This window comes from Sphingomonas sp. UYAg733 (genome assembly GCF_054057355.1).
The window spans coordinates 80,939-99,491 of sequence record NZ_JBSRZE010000002.1 but is presented as its reverse complement, the minus strand read 5'-3'; the positions used below and the strand labels follow the sequence as shown (position 1 = coordinate 99,491).

The following is an 18,553-nucleotide window of genomic DNA, read 5'->3' as shown; positions in this document are numbered from 1 at the left end:
CGCTCCTTCTTGTGTGGCCGGGAAGAAGCGGGATCCCCGCCTTTGCGGGGATGACATGGGAGGGTCAGCCAAGGTGGGTCGCCGTCCAGTCGGCCCTGGCGCCCCACGTCTCGGTCGAACCAGATACCGTGCAACCACGCTCGCCGCTCTCGATCACTCCAATGCTGAATACAGTCTCGCCTCCGGCTTCCAGCGCCGCCTTCACCGTATCGGCTTCGCCGGCGGCAACGACCACCGCCATGCCGATCCCGCAATTGAATGTCCGCGCCATTTCCTCGGGCTCGATCGCTCCTTGCGCCTGGAGGAACGCCATCAGCCTTGGCTGCGGCCACGCATCGGCGTCGATCCGCGCGTGAACGCCCTGGGGCAGGACGCGCGGGACGTTTTCCAGCAGGCCGCCGCCGGTGATATGCGCCAGCCCGTTGATCCGTCCCTCGGCAAGAACCGGCAACAGACTCTTCACGTAAATCCGTGTCGGCGCCATCAACGCATCGATCAGCAATGTTTCCTGGTCGAACAGGGCAGGGCGATCAAGCTTCCAGCTCTTGTCGGTCGCCAATCTGCGCACCAGCGAAAAGCCGTTGGAATGTACGCCCGACGAGGCGAGTCCGAAAACCACATCACCGGCAGCGATCTCACGCCCGGTCAGCACACGACCGCGCTCGACCGCGCCGACGCAGAAACCGGCAAGGTCATAATCGCCCGGCGCGTACATGCCTGGCATCTCAGCGGTCTCGCCGCCAATCAGCGCGCAGCCGGCTTGCAGACAGCCCTGCGCGATCGACGCGATGACGCGCTCCGCGATTGGCGGATCGAGCTTGGCGGTCGCGTAATAGTCGAGAAAGAACAAAGGCTCGGCGCCCTGCACGATCAGATCATTGGCGCACATCGCGACGAGATCGATGCCGACTCCGTCATGGCGATCATGTTCGATCGCCAGTTTCAGCTTGGTGCCGACCCCATCATTCGCGGCAACGAGCAGTGGATCGACGAAACCCGCCGCCTTCAGGTCGAAAAAGCCGCCAAAGCCGCCAAGATCGGCATCGGCGCCGGCGCGGCGGGTGGCCTTGGCCAATGGGCCGATCGCGCGGACCAACGCGTTGCCGGCTGCAATCGAGACGCCCGCCTGGGCATATGTATAGGGTTCGGTTTCGCTCATAACCGCCGACTAGCCATATCTCGCTTGGATTTCCACGCTTGCTTCGCCAAAAGGGCGGCAATGTTTGTCCGTCGCTTATCTCGCCCGTCCTACCTGGCACTTGCTCTGGCGCTTGTCGCGACCGGTGGTGTCGTGATCGCGCAGGCCAATGCACCGGACCAGCCGATGACCGCGGCCGATGGTTCGGGCAGCTATGAGGTCAGCGGGGTGGATGTCGATGTCACCGGCAAGACCGCCGACGCGGCGCGCTATGCCGGCTGGAAGGTCGCGCAGCGCAAGGGCTGGGTGATGCTGTCGCGCCGACTGGGCGGCGGCGGCGCTATGGTGTCCGATGGAACGCTCGACGCGATGGTGTCGGGAATCGTCATCGAGAATGAACAGATCGGCCCGAATCGCTACGTTGCGCGCCTTGGCGTTTTGTTCAGCCGCGCCCGCGCCGGCGGATTGCTCGGTGTCGCTGGCCAGGCATCGCGCTCGCCGCCAATGCTGGTCATTCCACTGCAGTGGTCGGGCGGCACCGGCCAGGTGTTCGAACAAAAGACCAAATGGCAGGAGGCCTGGGGCCGTTATCGCACTGGCAACAGCTCGGTCGATTATGTTCGTCCGGCGGGAACCGGGCCGGATGCCATGTTGCTCAATGCGGGGCAAATCGGCCGCCCTGGGCGCGGCTGGTGGCGCACCATTCTCGATCAATATGGCGCGTCCGACATTCTCGTACCGGTGGTGAGGCTCTATCGTCAGTGGCCGGGCGGTCCGGTGGTCGGCGTGTTCGAGGCGCGGCATGGCCCGGACAACCACATGATCGCCAAATTCTCGCTGCGCGTCGGCAGCAGCGATGGGGTGGACGCGCTGCTCGATACCGGGGTCAAGCGCCTCGACGAGGCGTATCAGTCGGCGCTCAGTTCCGGCATGCTCAACACAGATTCCGGTCTTGTCTATGTGCCGCCTCCGGTCGCGCCGGTGGTGATTGAAGATATTCCCGAAGATCCCGCCGCAGTGGCCACTACCGCGGCGAGCGGTACGGAGGCGACGGTCATATCGATCCAGTTCGATACGCCAGGCGCGACCGCGGTGTCCGCGACCGAAGCGGCGATGCGGGGGGTGCCGGGCGTGCGCTCGGCCCTGACTAGCAGCCTCGCTTTGGGTGGCGTATCGGTGATGCGTGTTGGTTTCGACGGCGATCCGGCGGCGCTTTCCGCCGCGCTGGCGGCGCGCGGCTGGCAAGTTCAGGGTAATGGCACCACGCTACGCATTCGCCGCGCTGTTCAACCGTCGCAAGGGGGCACACCTGCCCCTGCGCCCGCGGACAACGCGACCAGCGGATGAGCCAGATCGCGCTGCCGTTCGAATGGCCAGCCGACCCGCGCGATGACGAGTTCTTGGTCAGCGATTCGAATTCCCGTGCCGTACAACAGCTTGAGCGCTGGGCGTCCTGGCCTGTCATGTCGGTGGTGCTCACCGGGCCGCGTAAATCGGGCCGTAGCCTGCTTGCGCGGATTTTTGCGGCAAAGAGCGGCGGCATGATCATCGATGATGCCGAACGTCAAAGCGAGACCGCGTTGTTCCATGCCTGGAACAGCGCGCAGGAGGCGCGTAGCCCGTTGGTGATCGTCGCGGATGCGGCGCCGCCCGAATGGAGCGTCAAGTTGCCCGATCTGCGTTCGCGCCTCGCCGCCAGTCCGATTGCCAAGATAGGACCGCCCGATGATGTGCTGATGCAGGCATTGTTCGAGCGCACGTTCCTGCGCCGCGGGCTCGATGCACGGCCAGACCTGATCCAGTGGCTGCTGATGCGGGTCGAGCGTAGCCATATCGCGCTGCTGCGCGCTGTCGATGCGCTTGATCAGGCGGTGATGGAACGCCGGAAACGTCTTTCCATCCCGCTGGCACGCGCGACTTTGTCGGAAATCGGGCTTATCAGCGAAGGCGCGGCCGAATCGCCCTCCACCGATCCCTGACGCCATTTCCAGACGAGAACCCCGATGACCCGCCCCGCCCATATCGCGCGTATCGACGATGATGACGATCCCTTTGCGGAAGGATTGGGCAGCGATCGCTACTTCAACCGCGAACTCTCCTGGCTGGCGTTCAACCGGCGCGTTCTCCAGGAAGCATGCAATGCCGCGCACCCGTTGCTCGAACGGCTGCGCTTCCTGTCGATCTCGGGCTCCAACCTTGACGAGTTCTTCATGGTCCGCGTCGCCGGGTTGAAAGGGCAGCTTGCGCAGGATGTCGATCGCCGATCCGTCGATGGGATGACGGCGGGACAGCAATTGTCGGCGGTGGTGGGCGAGGCCGATGACCTGGTGCAAAGCCAGCGCGCCGTATGGCGCGACCTGCGCCACCAGCTCGGCGAAACCGGGATCGAGGTGCTGGGATCAAAGACGATCGACGCATCCGTTGATGCCGGCGACGTGGCGTGGCTCGAAACGCATTTCCGCGAACAGATTTTCCCGATCCTGACACCGCAGGCGCTCGATCCCGCGCATCCGTTCCCGTTCATGCCCAACAAGGGCCTGGCAGTGATGTTCGACCTTGTCCGCCTGTCCGACAAGGAGCCGATACGCGAGTTGGTCATGCTTCCGGCGACGATGGCGCGTTTCGTTCGTCTGCCTAACAAAGAAGGACCTGGCAAAGAGGGCCGCGGCAAGAATGGGTCGGGCGAAAACGCGCGTTACGTCGCGATAGAATCGCTGGTGAAGCGTTTCTCCTCGTTGATCTTTCCCGGATATGAGGTGCAGGGCGCGGCCGAATTCCGCGTGCTGCGCGACAGCGATATCGAGATCGAGGAGGAAGCGGAGGATCTCGTCCGCTATTTCGCCAATGCGATCAAGCGCCGCCGGCGCGGGCGTGTCATCCGGCTCGAACTCGAATCGGGCATGCCGGACAGCCTGTCCACCGCGCTGCGCGCCGAACTCGGCGGCGCCGACGCGTTCGTCACCGAAGGCGGCACGTTCCTGGGCATCGGCGACCTCGAATCGATCGTCGATGAGGACCGGCCCGACCTGAAATTCACGTCATACAGCCCGCGCTTTCCGGAACGGATCCGGGAATTCGGCGGCGATTGCTTTGCGGCGATCCGGTCCAAGGACATCGTCGTCCACCACCCGTACGAAACCTTCGACGTGGTGCTCGCTTTTCTGAAACAGGCGGCGGCCGACCCCGATGTCGTGGCGATCAAGCAGACGCTGTATCGCGCGGGCAAGCAGCCGGCCGTCATCAACGCGCTGATCGCGGCCGCAGAATCGGGCAAGTCGGTGACCGCCGTGGTCGAATTGAAGGCCCGCTTCGATGAGGAGCAGAACCTCGTCTGGGCCTCCGCGCTGGAACGCGCGGGGGTTCAGGTCGTCTATGGTTTCATGGAGTGGAAGACTCACGCCAAGGTGTCGATGGTGGTGCGGCGCGAGGCGGGGCAATTCCGCACTTACTGCCATTTCGGCACCGGTAATTATCATCCGCAGACCGCGAAGATATACACGGATCTGAGCTTTTTCACCGCCGATCCGCGCCTCGGCCGCGATGCGGCGCAGATGTTCAATTACGTCACCGGTTATGTCGAACCGCACGATATGGCGCTTATCAGCCTGTCGCCGCGCGACCTGCGGCCCAAGCTGGTCCAGCTGATCGACGCCGAGATCGCCAGCGCCAGGGCAAGCAGGCCTGCGGCAATCTGGGCGAAGATGAATTCGCTGGTCGACCCGGCGATCATCGAAAAGCTTTATGAGGCGAGCAATGCCGGGGTCGAGATCGAGCTCATCATTCGCGGTATCTGCTGCCTGCGCCCCGGCGTTCCGGACATGTCGGAGAATATCCGCGTCAAATCGGTGATCGGGCGATTTCTCGAACACAGCCGCATCTGGGCGTTCGGCAATGGCAAGGCACTGCCCAATGATGGCGCGAAGCTGTTCATCTCCTCGGCCGACTGGATGCCGCGTAATTTCGATCGTCGCGTCGAATATATGCTCCCGATCGAGAATGAGACGGTGCACGACCAGATCCTCGACCAGGTGATGGTCGCCAATTTGATCGACACCGAACAGAGCTGGGATCTTCAGGCGGATGGCGAATATGTCCGGGTCGACCCGGGCGACCGGCCATTCAACCTGCACCGTTACTTCATGACCAACCCGTCGCTCTCGGGCCGCGGTGCCGCGCTTGAACTCGGTGAAGCGGTTCCGAAACTTTCGCTCCGTCGTCGACGTTGAAGCCCGCGATGCCGACCTTGTTGTTCCGCAAACCGAAGCTCGAGCCGCAGGTGGAGCCGCGCACCGGGATCATCGACATCGGGTCCAATTCGATCCGCCTGGTGATTTATCAGGGACCCGAGCGGTTGCCGGCGATCCTGTTCAACGAGAAGGTCATGGCCGGGCTCGGGCGTGGTCTTTCGGAGACCGGCGCGATCGGCAAGGACGGCCTGGCCAAGGCCGGGCTCGCACTCGCGCGATTCGCCGCAGTCGCGCGCGAAATGGAAGTTTCCCGGCTGCGCACCGTCGCCACCGCTGCGGTGCGCGATGCATCCAATGGCAGTACGCTGCTCGACACCGCGCGCAAGCTTGGTCTCGAGGTCGAACTTCTGTCGGGCGAGCAGGAGGCGATGGCCGCGGGGCATGGCGTATTGTCGGCGATTCCCGATGCCGAAGGCATAGTCGGTGATCTTGGTGGCGGCAGTCTGGAACTGGTGCGCGTGTCGCAGGGACAGGTGCGTGATCGTGTGTCCTTCCCGTTCGGCGTGCTGCGCGTCGGCCCGATCCGCACCAAGGGCGGGCAGGGCGCGCTGGAGCGGCAGGTCGCCAAGGCGCTCAAACAGGCCGGCTGGGCGGGCAAGGGACAGGGGTTGCCGCTCTATCTTGTCGGTGGGTCGTGGCGTGCGCTGGCGCGGCTCGACATGCATATCAATGGTTATCCGCTGCCGGTGATCCATCAATACGCCATGCCGCCGCATGCCATCGCGCGCATGAACCGCACAATCAGCCATGTTGCCAAGGGGCGGCTGCGCACCATACCCGGGCTTTCTTCGGCACGGGCGGCGACGCTGGGCGATGGGGCAGCGCTGTTGTCGGCCTTGATCAAACATCTCGGCAGCGAGACGACGATCGTCTCGGCCTTTGGTCTGCGCGAAGGGTTGCTCTATGGCGACCTCGATCCCGCGACGCGTAGCGAAGACCCGCTGATCGTCGCCGCTCGCGATGAAGGGCGGCGTCATGGCCGTTTCGTCGAGCATGGCGACCTGCTCGACGACTGGATCGCGCCGCTGTTCGCCGGTGATCCGCCAGAGATGTCGCGCTTGCGTCATGCGGCGTGCCAGCTGGCGGACGTCGGCTGGCGTGCCAACCCCGAATTCCGCGCGGAGCGCGGTGTGGAGATCGCCCTGCACGGCAATTGGGTCGCGATCGACGCACGCGGCCGCGCGCTGATGGCGCAGGCCCTGTTCACCAGCCTTGGTGGCGGCACCGATACGCCCGCGCCGATCGGCGACCTCGCGCCGCTGTCAGATCTCCGGCGCGCAACGGCATGGGGACTTGCGATGCGGCTCGGCCAGCGGCTGAGCGGCGGCCTGGCCGGTCCGCTGCTGCGCTCACACCTTCATATCGGGCCGACGACCTTGTCGTTGCACCTCGAACCGCGCGATGCCGCGCTTTATGGCGAAGCGGTCGAGCGGCGGCACAAGGCGCTCGCCGTATCGCATGATCGCGAGCCCGTCCTGATCACCTCCTGAGGATCAACCGCAGCTGATGCGCTCGGCCCGACCATCGGTGCTGACCCAGACGTTCACGCGATCAGCGCGGAATTCCATCGTCACGCGCATTTCCGGCGTGATGCGGCGCGCCAGCGACGCACCCGAGCGACGCTTCGCCTTCGAAACGAGCGCCGGCGTAGCGCGCTGGCCGATCAGGCTCTGCGCGCGATCAGCATTGCACGCGCGTGGCGGGACGGGCAGCGGTGTAGGGCGCCCGTCCATGCATCCGGCAAGCGCGAAGACGACGATCAATGCCGGGGCGATCAAAGCTGTGGCGGTCTTCATGCGACATCCTCCGTTCGAGTCATTTTGAGCTTACCGTTGACCACGGCAAAAGCCAGCCGCCCCTCGAGCAGGTCGAGTGCATCCCGGCCGAACTGATCGAAACGCCATCCCTGCAGGATCGATAGCTCGTCGCGCTGACCCGCCGCCAGTGCCTCGAGATCCTCGTTCCGCGCGAGCAGGCGCGAGGCGACGTCGATTTCCTTGGAGCGAATCTTGAGCAACAGCTTGAGCAGATCGGCGACCAGAGCACCGTCCTTGCCGAGCCCGGGCTTGCGGTCGTCGCGCGCGGGCATTTCCTCCGATGTCATCGGCACCGCCGCCTCCAGCGCCGCCATCATCCGGCCGCCGATATCATTACCCGCCCAGGTCGCGGACAACCCACGCACCTTGGCCAGATCGCTCTGCTTGCGCGGCGGATGGCCGGCGATGTCGGCGATCGTCTCATCCTTGACGATGCGGCCGCGCGGCAGGTCCTTGCTCTGCGCCTCCAACTCGCGCCAGCGGGCGAGCGCCTTCAACCGGCCGAGCACATCGGGTTTGCGGCCGGCGATGCGGATGCGCTTCCACGCTTCTTCGGGATCATTGGCGTAATTCTTCGGGTCGCCGATCCGCTCCATCTCCTGATCGAGCCATTCGCCGCGCCCGGTCTTGCGCAGCCGATCGAGCATCTTGGGAAATATCTTCGCCAGATGAGTGACGTCGCCGATCGCGTATTCGATCTGGCGCGCGTCGAGCGGGCGTCGCGACCAGTCGGTGAAGCGTGCGCCCTTGTCGACGACGATGCCGAGATAGGAATCGACCAGGTTGGAATAACCGATCTGCTCGCCCTGGCCGAGCGCCATCGCCGCGACCTGGGTGTCGAACAGCGGATGGGGCGTCTTGCCGGTGAGATTGTAAACGATTTCCAAATCCTGGCCGCCGGCATGGAACACTTTCAGCACATCCTCATTGTGGACCAACAGGTCGAGCAACGGCTTCATGTCGAGCCCCGCCGCCATTGGATCGATCGCCGCCGCCTCGTTCACATCGGCGATCTGAATCAGGCAGAGCTCCGGGTAAAAAGTGTTCTCGCGCATGAATTCGGTATCGACACAGACAAAGTCGGCTTGCGACAATCGGCTGCAGAGATTGGCGAGGGTTGCGCTGTCGGTGATCAGGTCATGGATATGCATCTTGACCCCATAGCGACAGGCGAGCGGGTTGACAAAGAGGCGTGTGAAGGGAAAGCGCGGCCCACCATTTCACCGTCATCCCGGCGCAGGCCGGGACCTTTGTGGGGCGGACGGTTCGTTTCCCCATGAGACCCCGGCCTTGGCTGGGGTGACGTACAGAGAAGAAGAATCATGCACGTCTATCGCACGCACACTTGCGCACAGCTCCGCGCTGCCGATGTCGGGACATCCGTCAAGCTCAGCGGCTGGATCCATCGCAAGCGCGACCACGGTAATCTGCTGTTCGTCGATCTGCGCGACCATTACGGCATCACGCAGATCGTCACCGATAGCGACAGCCCGACTCATACGGTGTTCGACAAACTGCGCGCCGAATCCGTCGTGACGATCACCGGCGATGTGGTCGCTCGTTCGCCCGAGACGGTGAATGCCAACTTGCCGTCGGGCGAGATCGAGATTCGTGCGCGTGACGTGGTGGTGCAGTCGGCGGCGCAGGAATTGCCGATGCCGGTGTTCGGCGAGAATGAATATCCTGAAGAAATCCGGCTGCGCTATCGCTTTCTCGATCTGCGGCGCGAGCGGCTTCATGCCAATATCCTGTTGCGCTCCAACGTCATTTCGTCGCTACGCAGCCGCATGATCGGTCAGGGCTTCACCGAATTCCAGACCCCGATCCTGACCGCGTCGTCGCCCGAGGGCGCGCGAGATTATCTGGTGCCGAGCCGTGTCCATCCGGGCAAATTCTACGCGCTGCCGCAAGCGCCGCAGATGTTCAAGCAGCTGCTGATGGTCGCTGGCTTCGACAAATATTTCCAGATCGCGCCCTGTTTCCGCGACGAGGATGCCCGAGCCGATCGATCGCCCGGTGAATTCTATCAGCTCGATTTCGAGATGAGCTATGTCACGCAGGACGACGTATTCGCGGCGATCGAGCCCGTGCTGCACGGCGTGTTCGAGGAATTCGCCGATTGGCAGGGCAAGGGCCGTACCGTCTCGCCATTGCCATTCAAGCGCATCCCGTACCGCGAATCGATGCTGAAATACGGCAGCGACAAGCCCGACCTGCGCAACCCGGTCCTGATCACCGACGTGTCCGACCTGTTCAGGGGCTCGGGTTTTGGCCGCTTTGCCTCGATGGTCGAGAGCGGCGACGTGGTCCGTGCGCTGCCGGCGCCCAACACGCATGAGAAGAGCCGCAAATTCTTCGACGAGATGAACAGCTGGGCGCAGAGCGAGGGCTTTCCCGGTCTCGGCTATGCGACGCAGAAGGACGGCGTATTCGGCGGGCCGATCGCCAATAATCACGGCCAGGATGGCATGAAGGCGATCGCCGACACACTTGGCCTCGGCCCGAACGACGGCATTTTCTTCGCCGCGGGCAAAGAAGCGCAGGCAGCGAAGCTGGCGGGTCTGGCGCGCACCCGCGTCGCCGATCAGCTCGGCCTGATCGACCAGAATCGCTTCGAATTCTGCTGGATCGTCGATTTTCCGATGTTCGAATATGACGAGGATGCCAAGAAGGTCGATTTCAGCCACAACCCCTTCTCCATGCCGCAAGGAGAGATGGAAGCGCTGGAGACGATGAACCCGCTCGATATTCTCGCCTATCAGTATGACATCGTGTGCAACGGTATCGAATTGTCGTCGGGTGCGGTGCGGAACCACAAGCCGGAGATCATGTACAAGGCTTTCGAGATTGCCGGCTATACTCAGGCCGATGTCGATACGAACTTCGCCGGCATGATCAACGCGTTCAAGTGCGGCGCCCCGCCGCATGGCGGCTCCGCGCCGGGCGTGGATCGGATCGTCATGCTACTCGCCGACGAGCCGAACATTCGCGAAGTGATCACCTTTCCGATGACGCAAAAGGCCGAAGACCTGATGATGGGCGCCCCCAACTTCGCTAGCGCAAAGCAGTTGAAGGAACTCAATATCCGCACGATCGACGTGCCGGCCGTCAAGCCGGCGTAACATTGGAACCTGCTGTCATCCCCGCGAGACCGGGGATCCTGTTCTTTTTTCGGCGGTGGCGCACACGCCAGGACGGCGGTGAGAAATAATAAGCGGGATTCCCGCTTTCGCGGGAAGACAGGCGGCGACGTTCGCCCACCGGGGGACTTGTCCAGATGCCCCTCGTGCCGCATGTGCGCAGCCAGGGCGATCGCGCGGGGGCGTGTGTCGATGCGGGGGCGGACCAACCATGCTCAACGACCAGCTAAGTCCGGAACCGCCATCGCGGCTGGTTCGCAGCCTTGGCGTGATGGGCGTGCTGTTCCTGACCCTTTCGGTCGCGACGCCGGCGTCCTCCGTATTCGTGATCATTCCCGGCATGTTGCAGGTTGCCGGCACTGGCGCGATCTGGGCGATGCTGCTCGCCGGTATGGTCTGTGTCGCCACCGCATTCGTCTATGCCGAACTTTCATCCGCCTATCCCGTTGCGGGCGGCGAGTACGTCATGGTCGCGCACACGCTCGGGCCGCTTTCCGGCTTTGTGATGCTTGGCGTCAACGTGTTCAACAATTTGCTCTTTCCGCCCGTCGCGGGACTCGGTGTCAGCGCGGTATTGGGCACCTTGATCCCGGGCTTGCCGCAAATCCCCGTCGCGATTGCGATCGTCGGCGCCTCGATGCTGATCGCGCTGCTGCAGATCAGGGTCAACGCGTGGGTCACCGGCATCTTCCTGCTGGTCGAGGTGCTGGCGCTCGCCGCGATTGTCTGGCTCGGTTTCGCCGATGCGGCGCGGCCGTTCGGCGACTTCCTCTTGCATCCGGTGATGCCCGACCTTGGCGCGCTGGTGCCGGCATCGCCCGCTTCGATCGGCCTCGCCACCTCGATCGCGATCTTCGCCCTTAACGGCTATGGCGCGGCAGTCTATTTCGGTGAGGAGATGCACGAGCCGTCGAAGCTGATCGCTCGGGCGATCATGTGGGCGCTTGGTTTTACCCTGTTGTTCGAAGCACTGCCGCTCGCTGCCGGATTGATGGGCGCGCCGGACCTGCACGCCTTCGTCACCGCCGACGACCCGTTCGGTATCCTGGTGACCCTGCGCGGCGGCGCGGCGCTGTCGGCCTGGGTGTCGATCGGCGTGGTGATCGCCATCGTCAATGCGGTGATCGCCTGCATCCTGGCCTGCGCGCGCTTCTTTTACGGGACGGCGCGCGACGGGAGCTGGGGTCGGCCAATCGATCGCTGGATGACCGTGATCCACCCCAGATTCGGATCGCCCTGGGTCGGGACCCTGTTGGTCGGCGGGATCGGCATGGCGTGCTGCTTCCTGCCGCTGCAATTGCTGCTGGTGTTGAGCGGTACTGGATTGGTAGCGATCTACGCCGGCATCTGCCTTGCTGCGATCTCGGGCCGCCGTTCGGGCAAGACCGCGCACGCGCATTACCGCATGCCCTGGTATCCGATCGCGCCAATCGTCACGCTGATCGCGCTGACTTATGTCATATGGACCAGCTGGCTTGATCGGGAGGAGGGGCGGCCAGGCCTGATCATGACCGGCGTTCAGATCCTTGGCTCCGCAGCCTATTACTGGTTCGTGCTGCGTCGGCGCGGCGCTTGGGACGTGCAAATCCCCGCCGATTGAGCTTATGATGGGCCATGAGCATCAACCTATCAGACTATGAATCGGGCAAGAAGTTCGACGGCGACTATTCGGACGCGCTCGCCGCGGTCCAGGAACGGCTCGCCCATATCCAGGTCGCGCATATCGTTCACAAGAAACGCGCCATCATCCTGCTCGAGGGTTGGGACGCGGCGGGGAAGGGCGGTATCATCCAGCGCCTCACCGCGCAGTGGGATCCGCGTAACTTCGACGTCTGGCCGATCAGCGCGCCGACCGAGGAAGAGCTTGGGCACCATTTCCTGTGGCGCTTCTGGAAGAAACTGCCCGGCAACCGCAACATCGCCGTGTTCGATCGCAGTTGGTACGGCCGCGTGCTGGTCGAACGGGTCGAGGGCTTCGCGACCGAATCGCAGTGGCGGCGCGGTTATGACGAGATCAACGAGTTCGAAGCGCAACAGGCGGACGCGGGCACGACGATCGTCAAGCTGTTCATCCATGTCACGCAGGAGGAGCAGGATAAACGGCTCAGGGATCGGCTCGACCATCCGTGGAAACGCTGGAAAACCGGGGCTGAGGATTATCGCAATCGCGAGAAACGCGACGATTATCTCGATGCGATGGCGGAGATGTTCCGGCGCACCGACACGCGCTGGGGCCCATGGTGCGCGATCGACGGCAACCACAAAAAGGCCGCACGAATCGCTGCGCTGACTGCGATCGCGGATCGTCTCGAGGCGAATATCGACATGACCCCGCCGCCGCTCGATCCGGCAGTCGAAAAACTGGCGCGCAAGGCGCTCAAATAAAGCTTACGCGTCGGAACCCTGATTGGACCGGATATGCACGTCGCGCTGCGGGAAGGGCAGCACGATATGGTTGTCGCGAAACAGGATCCACAGCCGGTTGAGGATGTCAGATCGAACGTTGCCGACGCCACCCTCCGGGTCGGAGATCCAGGCGAGGATTTCGTGGTTGACCGAACTCTCGCCGAATGCCGTCAGCCAGACCCTGGGCGCGGGATCGGCGAGCACGCGATCCGAGGAGGTCGTCGCCTCCAGCATCAGCTTCTGCGCGAGCAATATGTCGGATGAATAGGACACGCCGATCGGGATATGGATGCGCACGTTGCGGCTGGAATAGGACCAGTTCTCGACCGGCTCGGTCATCAGCGTTTCGTTCGGAATCAGATGTTCCTTGCCATCGCGCGTGACAACCGAGACCGCGCGGATGCCGATCTTGGTCACCGCGCCGAACGTATCGCCGACGACGATCACATCGCCCGGCTTCACCGACCGGTCCATCAGCAGGATCAGGCCAGCCATCAGGTTGCCGAAGGTTTTCTGCAGGCCGAACCCGACCGCCAGGCCGATCGCCCCGGAGAAAACGGCCAGCGCGGTCAGGTCGATCCCGAGCAAGTCGATCCCGAGCAACACCGCGACCATGATCACGGCAATTCCGCCGAGTTTCTGCACCAGCACGCGCTGCGAAATATCGAGATGCGTCAGCCGCGCGATCGAATGGATCAATATGCGGTTGATCAGCCGCGCCAGCACAAACAATATCGTCGCGACAAGGATGAAGTTGACCAGCCCGAGCATCGAGATACGCCTGGAGCCGACATTGAATCCGATGCCGTCGAGCGTATCGATCATCGGCCGCAATCCGCCCAGCGTACCCGCCGCCGTGGCGACAAAGACGGCAAGCGCCAGCACGCTGGCCAGGACCATGCCGAGCCCTAAGGTCCGGCCGATACGATAAACCAGCATGCCAAGGGCATAGCCTAGCCCCAACGCGACGATCATCAGCGCGACCGCCATCCATGGCGTGACATTGCTGGCGACGATCAGGACCAGTGCCATGGTCGAATAATGGATCAGCCCCCCGACGAGCTTGCCGCTCGCGTCATCGGCGCGCTCGGTCCAGCGCAGCAGGGCACGGATAATTGACGGGGTCGCCCGCGCCGCGATGATCCAGCCGAGCCAATAAGCACCAACCACCAGCAATACCGCGACGACGATCGGTTCGACACCGAGAGTTTGGGGGATCGGCAGGCCGAGCCCGGCAAGCCATTCGCGCCACTGCATATGCTTTCCCCAGCGGCGCTAACGGCCGCCGTCATGGTGCCGTGAGACGGCTATTCAGGCAATATCGAAACGGCCGTCCTCGTCCATCACATACAGCATGCCGTCGGCGATCGCGAAATAGGCACCGTGCAACCTGAGCGTCCCGGCCGCTTCCCGCTCGGGAATGCACGGAAAGGTGCGCAGATTGGCGAGGCTGATCCGCACCGTCTCCATCTCCAGAGCGCGCACCGCATTCGCGCCGGTGCCCATGCGCGACACGATCTCGTCGCGCGCTTCGTCGAGCAGATCGATCCAATGCGCGATGAAACCGCCTTCGCCCGGCGCCTTGCCGGCAAATTCCTGACTTATCGACGCATGGACGCCGCCACACGAGCCATGACCCATCACGACGATTTCCGACACTTCGAGCTGGGTGACCGCGAATTCGAGCGCGGCGGAGACCCCGTGACGGCCACCGTCGAGTTCGAACGGCGGGACCAGATTGGCGATGTTGCGGACGACGAAAATTTCGCCCGGCAAGGTATCGAAGATCTGCGCCGGATCGACCCTGCTGTCCGAGCAGGCGATTACCATCACTCGCGGCTTCTGCTTATCGATCAACTGGGCCCATCGGGCGCGCTCGCGCGACCAGTTCGAATCGTGAAAACGACGATAGCCGTCGATAAGGTTGGTAAATCCGGTCATGCGGCCTCTCTTGCATCGGGGACAGGGGGTGGCAAGCGTGCCAAAGCATCGCTATCTGCGACCTCATGAACGAGATGACTCCGCTTCCCCTTCCTGCCGCACCTTCCGAAGGCCGTCAGCGCAAGCCCGACTGGATCCGCGTCAAGGCGCCGACCAGCGTCGGTTTTGCCGAAACCAAGGCGATGATGCGCCGTCTCAACCTCAATACGGTGTGTGAAGAGGCCGCGTGTCCAAACATCGGCGAGTGCTGGACCAAGAAGCACGCGACGGTGATGATCCTGGGCGACACCTGCACCCGTGCTTGCGCCTTTTGCAATGTGAAGACTGGTATGCCGCGCGCGGTCGATGCGCTCGAACCGCAGCACACAGCCGACGCCGCGGCCGAACTGGGTCTCGAACATATCGTCATCACCTCGGTCGATCGTGATGACCTGCCCGACGGCGGCGCGTCGCAATTCGTCAAGGTGATCCAGGCGCTGCGCCGCACGACGCCGAAAACGACGATCGAAATCCTCACGCCGGATTTCAGGAACAAGGCGCAAGCCGCTGTAGAATCGATCGTAGAGGCGCGGCCAGACGTCTATAACCACAATCTCGAAACTGTGCCGAGACTCTATCCGACGATCCGGCCGGGCGCGCGTTATTATGCTTCGCTGCGTCTGCTCGAGAGCGTCAAGCGGCACGATCCGTCGATTTTCACCAAGTCCGGTGTGATGGTCGGGCTGGGCGAACAACGTCTCGAAGTGCATCAGGTGATGGACGACATGCGCTCCGCCGACATCGATTTCCTGACCATGGGCCAGTACCTGCAGCCGACGCCACGCCACGCCAAGGTGCTGGACTTCGTCACGCCACAGGCGTTCGACGCCTATGCCGCGATCGCGCGTGCGAAGGGTTTCCTGCTTGTCGCGGCGTCGCCGCTGACCCGGTCGAGCTATCATGCCGGCGACGATTTCGCGGCGTTGCGCGCCGCGAGAGAGGCGAAGCTCGCTCGCGCCTGATGCCCCGCCACGCCGAAACCCGCCGACTGCCCTATAGCCGCGAACAAATGTTCGACCTGGTCGCCGATGTCGGACGTTATGCCGAATTTCTGCCTTGGGTTACGGCGACCCGGGTGCGATCGAACAGTTCGACCGAGATGGTCGCGGACATGATCGTCGGCTTCAAGGGACTACGGGAGACTTTCACGTCGAAGGTCAGGAAACAGCGCGCGGACCATATTCATGTCGATTATCTCGACGGGCCGCTCAAATATCTGCGCAACGAATGGATTTTCCGACCGGACGGTGAGGGCTGTTTCGTCGATTTCACGGTCGATTTCGCGTTCAAGAACCGTATGTTCGAAATGCTCGCCGGGCAGGTATTCGGCTCCGCCCTGCGCAAGATGATCGGCGCGTTCGAGGAACGGGCGGCGGTGCTTTATTCGGGAGCGGCAGGGGCCGGCGCGACCAGTAGCTCGAGTGCGCACAACGCCGCCTGAAGCCTGACGCCGCCGCGGCCGAGGTCGCCGAAATCCTTGCGGTCGGCGACGATGTGCGCCGGATCGGCGCCTTTTTCGGCACGCGCGAATACCACAGTGCCAACCGGCTTCTTCTCTGTGCCGCCGCCCGGTCCAGCCACGCCGGTGATGGCGACCGAGACATCGGCACCGCTCATTTCAAGCGCCGCTTGCGCCATGCTCCACGCCACTGCGATCGACACCGCACCGAATGTTTCCAGCACGTCCGGGCTGACTTTGAGCAATTCGAGCTTGGCGTCGTTCGAATAGGTGACGAAGCCGGCCTCCAATATATCCGAAGAGCCCGGAATCTCGGTGATGGCCGCAGCGACCAGCCCGCCGGTGCAGCTTTCGGCGACGGTTATCCTGCGTCCGGCGGCACGATTGCTGTCGACGACGCGCTGGGCGGCCTCGACCAGTTCGGTGGGCAGGATGGTGTCCATGGTCACCATCCGACAGCCGGGCAAATCGGCAGGTTCTGCTTTGCGCCCCTGTCCTTGCTCAATTGCAGGATCGTCACGACCAGTTCGGCGGCGTTGCGCGGCGGCAACGGGGCGATCAGCGTCGCAATGCGATTGATCGCTGCACAATCGTTTACCTTGATATCCTTGGTGATGAGCGGCGCGACGATCGCCGACATCAGGGTGCGCGCGGCATCGGTGTCGAGGATCAGGCTCAGATCCTGGCCGGACATCTTGGAGATCGCCGCTTTGGCCAATGGCCAGGAGGCATCGGCTTGGGCACGGTATCGATCGACGAACGGGCCCGACGTCTGGCGCACCAGCGCGTTGGCCGGCAATGCCGAGGAACAGACGATGCCGACCGCAAGGAGCGCGTCGGGGGCGACGTAAAGCATCAGTGCGGTGGCTTCGGGCGCCGTCACGCACGGCTTGGCCGCTTCCGCCGACTGTGCGCTGATGGCGGCAAGCCCTGCCCACAGCGCTATCGCCGTCGGCCCGATCCGCTTCGTCATATTGTATCTCCAGTGATTCTGATCGTCGCGATCGCCTGGGCGGCGATGCCTTCGCCGCGTCCGGTGAAGCCCAGACGCTCGGTCGTCGTTGCCTTGATGCTAATCTGGCCGGTCGTGAGCCGCAACAGCGCCGCGACCCGGTCGCGCATCGCAGCGCGGTGCGGGCCGATCTTCGGCGCTTCGCAAATGATGGTCAGGTCGATGAAATCGATGATGCCACCGCGTTCCCGGATCAACGCGGCGGCGTGTTCCAGGAACTGCGCCGAATCCGCGCCGCGCCACTGCGGATCGCTGGGCGGAAAATGCGTGCCGATATCTCCCTCGGCGATCGTACCGAGCAGGGCATCGGTGATCGCGTGGAGCGCGACATCGGCATCGCTATGCCCCGACAGCCCCTTGTCATGTGGAATGAGCACACCGCCGAGCCATAATTCCTCGCCCTCGGCCAGGCGATGGACATCATAACCGGTCGCGCTGCGCACGAGCATGGTGGCGGCATGACGCATTTCGGCAGCCGCGAAATCGGCGGGGTAGGTCACTTTTTCGAGCATCGCATCGCCTTCGACCAAAGCCACGGCCTCTCCTGATTTGCGTAGCATCTGCGCATCGTCGGTGGGTTCGTCGCCATTCCAGCCGCGATGTGCGGCAAGGATCGCATCGAAGCGGAACGCTTGTGGCGTCTGGATGCGGAATAACCCGTCGCGCGACACGCCCGCACCGAGCACCTCCACGCCCCGCGCGAGCGTATCGGTGACCGGCAAAGCGGGCACAGCGCCCGCATCCTCGTCGAGCGCGATCAACAGGCGATCGATCACCGACACGGGCAGGAACGGGCGGGCGGCATCATGGATCAGCACTTGAGTCGGCTCGTGTTCGGCCAGGCACTCAAGGCCGGCCAGCACCGACATCCGTCGTGTCGCTCCGCCGGTCACCCGCTCGACCGGGCCGAGCGCGCCATCAAACGCGGCATCGAGCGCCGCATCCTGTCCTTCGCCGATCACGACGACAACGCGGTCGATCGCCGGATGCCCGGCCAGTACGGCATAGCTGTGTGCGATCATCGGCTTTCCCGCCAACAGGGCAAATTGCTTCGGCACGCCGCCACCGCTGCGTAATCCCTGTCCTGCGGCAACGATCAGCGCGGCGGTGCGGGGAGGTTTGGGGCAAAACGCCGTCATGACGTTCGCCTAGCCCATGCCCGACCGGCTCGCCAGCCGCTATTCGGCGCACGCAATGGCCGATCGCGTGGACGCCGGGTCGCGTGCGGGAACGGTGCGCGTATTTCCATCCCGGTGCGATAGCGGTTGCGGCGCGGTGGTTGAATCCGGGGAAGGCGACGGCGGCGGCCAGGACCTTCGATGGTTGCGGAGATATGTTACACCGGTCGTGTCAC

General features: G+C 63.6%; 17 protein-coding genes. 9 read left to right on the top strand and 8 right to left on the bottom strand.

Features of this window, described 5'->3' with window-relative positions; all coding sequences use genetic code 11:
* Positions 1 to 64: 64 nt before the first annotated feature.
* Complete coding sequence (gene purM, locus ACVWZA_RS05465) at positions 65 to 1,159, bottom strand: phosphoribosylformylglycinamidine cyclo-ligase (RefSeq protein WP_457310162.1); 1,095 nt, start codon at positions 1,157 to 1,159, stop codon at positions 65 to 67.
* A 60-nt stretch (positions 1,160 to 1,219) separates the two neighbouring features.
* Here purM and ACVWZA_RS05460 point away from each other — a divergent pair, with 60 nt between their 5' ends.
* Genes ACVWZA_RS05460 through ACVWZA_RS05445 form a run of 4 tightly spaced genes read left to right on the top strand, consistent with a single transcriptional unit; the run spans position 1,220 to position 6,875 of the window.
* Positions 1,220 to 2,485 carry a heavy-metal-associated domain-containing protein gene (locus tag ACVWZA_RS05460; protein ID WP_457310161.1) on the top strand — a complete coding sequence of 422 codons (1,266 nt, stop codon included), beginning with the start codon at positions 1,220 to 1,222 and terminating at the stop codon, positions 2,483 to 2,485.
* Entirely contained in the window at positions 2,482 to 3,117 is a 636-nt protein-coding gene (locus tag ACVWZA_RS05455) for an HdaA/DnaA family protein (RefSeq protein WP_457310160.1), read from the top strand. The genes ACVWZA_RS05460 and ACVWZA_RS05455 overlap by 4 nt, the downstream gene beginning before the upstream one ends.
* 24 nt (positions 3,118 to 3,141) lie before the next feature.
* Entirely contained in the window at positions 3,142 to 5,364 is a 2,223-nt protein-coding gene (locus ACVWZA_RS05450; RefSeq protein WP_457310159.1) for an RNA degradosome polyphosphate kinase, read from the top strand.
* 8 nt (positions 5,365 to 5,372) lie between these two features.
* Positions 5,373 to 6,875 carry a Ppx/GppA phosphatase family protein gene (locus ACVWZA_RS05445; protein ID WP_457310158.1) on the top strand — a complete coding sequence of 501 codons (1,503 nt, stop codon included), beginning with the start codon at positions 5,373 to 5,375 and terminating at the stop codon, positions 6,873 to 6,875.
* Positions 6,876 to 6,878: 3 nt separating this feature from the next.
* Here the strand turns inward: ACVWZA_RS05445 and ACVWZA_RS05440 are convergent, their stop codons facing one another.
* Positions 6,879 to 7,181: an I78 family peptidase inhibitor gene (locus tag ACVWZA_RS05440; protein WP_457310157.1), complete on the bottom strand. Its 303-nt coding sequence runs from the start codon at positions 7,179 to 7,181 to the stop codon at positions 6,879 to 6,881.
* Complete coding sequence (gene rnd / locus ACVWZA_RS05435) at positions 7,178 to 8,353, bottom strand: ribonuclease D (protein ID WP_457310156.1); 1,176 nt, start codon at positions 8,351 to 8,353, stop codon at positions 7,178 to 7,180. The genes ACVWZA_RS05440 and rnd overlap by 4 nt, the downstream gene beginning before the upstream one ends.
* A 171-nt stretch (positions 8,354 to 8,524) precedes the next feature.
* Here rnd and aspS point away from each other — a divergent pair, with 171 nt between their 5' ends.
* The 3 genes from aspS to ACVWZA_RS05420 all read left to right on the top strand — a co-directional run bounded on the left by aspS (position 8,525) and on the right by ACVWZA_RS05420 (position 12,727).
* Positions 8,525 to 10,324, top strand: a complete 1,800-nt coding sequence (gene aspS, locus ACVWZA_RS05430; protein WP_457310155.1) for an aspartate--tRNA ligase — start codon at positions 8,525 to 8,527, stop codon at positions 10,322 to 10,324.
* Between the two features lie 229 nt (positions 10,325 to 10,553).
* Positions 10,554 to 11,942: an APC family permease gene (locus tag ACVWZA_RS05425; protein ID WP_457310154.1), complete on the top strand. Its 1,389-nt coding sequence runs from the start codon at positions 10,554 to 10,556 to the stop codon at positions 11,940 to 11,942.
* A gap of 14 nt (positions 11,943 to 11,956) precedes the next feature.
* The gene (locus tag ACVWZA_RS05420; RefSeq protein WP_457310153.1) at positions 11,957 to 12,727 is read left to right on the top strand and encodes a polyphosphate kinase 2 family protein; all 771 of its coding nucleotides are present in this window, start codon (positions 11,957 to 11,959) and stop codon (positions 12,725 to 12,727) included.
* Between the two features lie 3 nt (positions 12,728 to 12,730).
* On the opposite strand, the gene ACVWZA_RS05415 is transcribed toward ACVWZA_RS05420, so the two are convergent.
* Together ACVWZA_RS05415 and ACVWZA_RS05410 are read right to left on the bottom strand one after the other, a co-directional pair.
* Entirely contained in the window at positions 12,731 to 14,005 is a 1,275-nt protein-coding gene (locus ACVWZA_RS05415; RefSeq protein ID WP_457310152.1) for a mechanosensitive ion channel domain-containing protein, read from the bottom strand.
* 54 nt (positions 14,006 to 14,059) lie between these two features.
* The gene (locus ACVWZA_RS05410; protein WP_457310151.1) at positions 14,060 to 14,689 is read right to left on the bottom strand and encodes a carbonic anhydrase; all 630 of its coding nucleotides are present in this window, start codon (positions 14,687 to 14,689) and stop codon (positions 14,060 to 14,062) included.
* A 65-nt stretch (positions 14,690 to 14,754) separates the two neighbouring features.
* Between ACVWZA_RS05410 and lipA the strand changes: the two genes are divergently transcribed.
* Both lipA and ACVWZA_RS05400 read left to right on the top strand, forming a co-directional pair.
* Positions 14,755 to 15,690 carry a lipoyl synthase gene (gene lipA, locus ACVWZA_RS05405; RefSeq protein WP_457310149.1) on the top strand — a complete coding sequence of 312 codons (936 nt, stop codon included), beginning with the start codon at positions 14,755 to 14,757 and terminating at the stop codon, positions 15,688 to 15,690.
* Positions 15,690 to 16,169 (top strand): type II toxin-antitoxin system RatA family toxin, encoded by a 480-nt coding sequence (locus ACVWZA_RS05400; protein WP_457310148.1) that lies wholly within the window; start codon positions 15,690 to 15,692, stop codon positions 16,167 to 16,169. The genes lipA and ACVWZA_RS05400 overlap by 1 nt, the downstream gene beginning before the upstream one ends.
* Here ACVWZA_RS05400 and ACVWZA_RS05395 read toward each other — a convergent pair.
* From ACVWZA_RS05395 to ACVWZA_RS05385, 3 genes are read right to left on the bottom strand one after another with little or no spacing between them, the layout of a single operon-like run.
* On the bottom strand, positions 16,109 to 16,630 hold the full coding sequence (locus ACVWZA_RS05395) for a CinA family protein (RefSeq protein WP_457310147.1): 522 nt from the start codon (positions 16,628 to 16,630) through the stop codon (positions 16,109 to 16,111). The genes ACVWZA_RS05400 and ACVWZA_RS05395 overlap by 61 nt on opposite strands.
* 2 nt (positions 16,631 to 16,632) lie before the next feature.
* The gene (locus ACVWZA_RS05390; RefSeq protein ID WP_457310146.1) at positions 16,633 to 17,160 is read right to left on the bottom strand and encodes a hypothetical protein; all 528 of its coding nucleotides are present in this window, start codon (positions 17,158 to 17,160) and stop codon (positions 16,633 to 16,635) included.
* Complete coding sequence (locus ACVWZA_RS05385; RefSeq protein ID WP_457310145.1) at positions 17,157 to 18,338, bottom strand: bifunctional 2-C-methyl-D-erythritol 4-phosphate cytidylyltransferase/2-C-methyl-D-erythritol 2,4-cyclodiphosphate synthase; 1,182 nt, start codon at positions 18,336 to 18,338, stop codon at positions 17,157 to 17,159. The genes ACVWZA_RS05390 and ACVWZA_RS05385 overlap by 4 nt, the downstream gene beginning before the upstream one ends.
* Positions 18,339 to 18,553 lie beyond the last annotated feature (215 nt).

Bases quoted from the DNA above. Each gene is read 5' to 3' on its own strand.
- aspS (WP_457310155.1), top strand. From the start codon at position 8,525: ATGCACGTCTATCGCACGCACACTTGCGCACAGCTCCGCGCTGCCGAT.
- ACVWZA_RS05385 (WP_457310145.1), bottom strand. From the start codon at position 18,338: ATGACGGCGTTTTGCCCCAAACCTCCCCGCACCGCCGCGCTGATCGTT.
- ACVWZA_RS05445 (WP_457310158.1), top strand. From the start codon at position 5,373: ATGCCGACCTTGTTGTTCCGCAAACCGAAGCTCGAGCCGCAGGTGGAG.
- ACVWZA_RS05390 (WP_457310146.1), bottom strand. From the start codon at position 17,160: ATGACGAAGCGGATCGGGCCGACGGCGATAGCGCTGTGGGCAGGGCTT.
- ACVWZA_RS05400 (WP_457310148.1), top strand. From the start codon at position 15,690: ATGCCCCGCCACGCCGAAACCCGCCGACTGCCCTATAGCCGCGAACAA.
- rnd (WP_457310156.1), bottom strand. From the start codon at position 8,353: ATGCATATCCATGACCTGATCACCGACAGCGCAACCCTCGCCAATCTC.
- ACVWZA_RS05395 (WP_457310147.1), bottom strand. From the start codon at position 16,630: ATGGACACCATCCTGCCCACCGAACTGGTCGAGGCCGCCCAGCGCGTC.
- ACVWZA_RS05410 (WP_457310151.1), bottom strand. From the start codon at position 14,689: ATGACCGGATTTACCAACCTTATCGACGGCTATCGTCGTTTTCACGAT.
- ACVWZA_RS05420 (WP_457310153.1), top strand. From the start codon at position 11,957: ATGAGCATCAACCTATCAGACTATGAATCGGGCAAGAAGTTCGACGGC.
- ACVWZA_RS05440 (WP_457310157.1), bottom strand. From the start codon at position 7,181: ATGAAGACCGCCACAGCTTTGATCGCCCCGGCATTGATCGTCGTCTTC.
- ACVWZA_RS05415 (WP_457310152.1), bottom strand. From the start codon at position 14,005: ATGCAGTGGCGCGAATGGCTTGCCGGGCTCGGCCTGCCGATCCCCCAA.
- purM (WP_457310162.1), bottom strand. From the start codon at position 1,159: ATGAGCGAAACCGAACCCTATACATATGCCCAGGCGGGCGTCTCGATT.
- lipA (WP_457310149.1), top strand. From the start codon at position 14,755: ATGAACGAGATGACTCCGCTTCCCCTTCCTGCCGCACCTTCCGAAGGC.
- ACVWZA_RS05425 (WP_457310154.1), top strand. From the start codon at position 10,554: ATGCTCAACGACCAGCTAAGTCCGGAACCGCCATCGCGGCTGGTTCGC.
- ACVWZA_RS05450 (WP_457310159.1), top strand. From the start codon at position 3,142: ATGACCCGCCCCGCCCATATCGCGCGTATCGACGATGATGACGATCCC.
- ACVWZA_RS05455 (WP_457310160.1), top strand. From the start codon at position 2,482: ATGAGCCAGATCGCGCTGCCGTTCGAATGGCCAGCCGACCCGCGCGAT.
- ACVWZA_RS05460 (WP_457310161.1), top strand. From the start codon at position 1,220: ATGTTTGTCCGTCGCTTATCTCGCCCGTCCTACCTGGCACTTGCTCTG.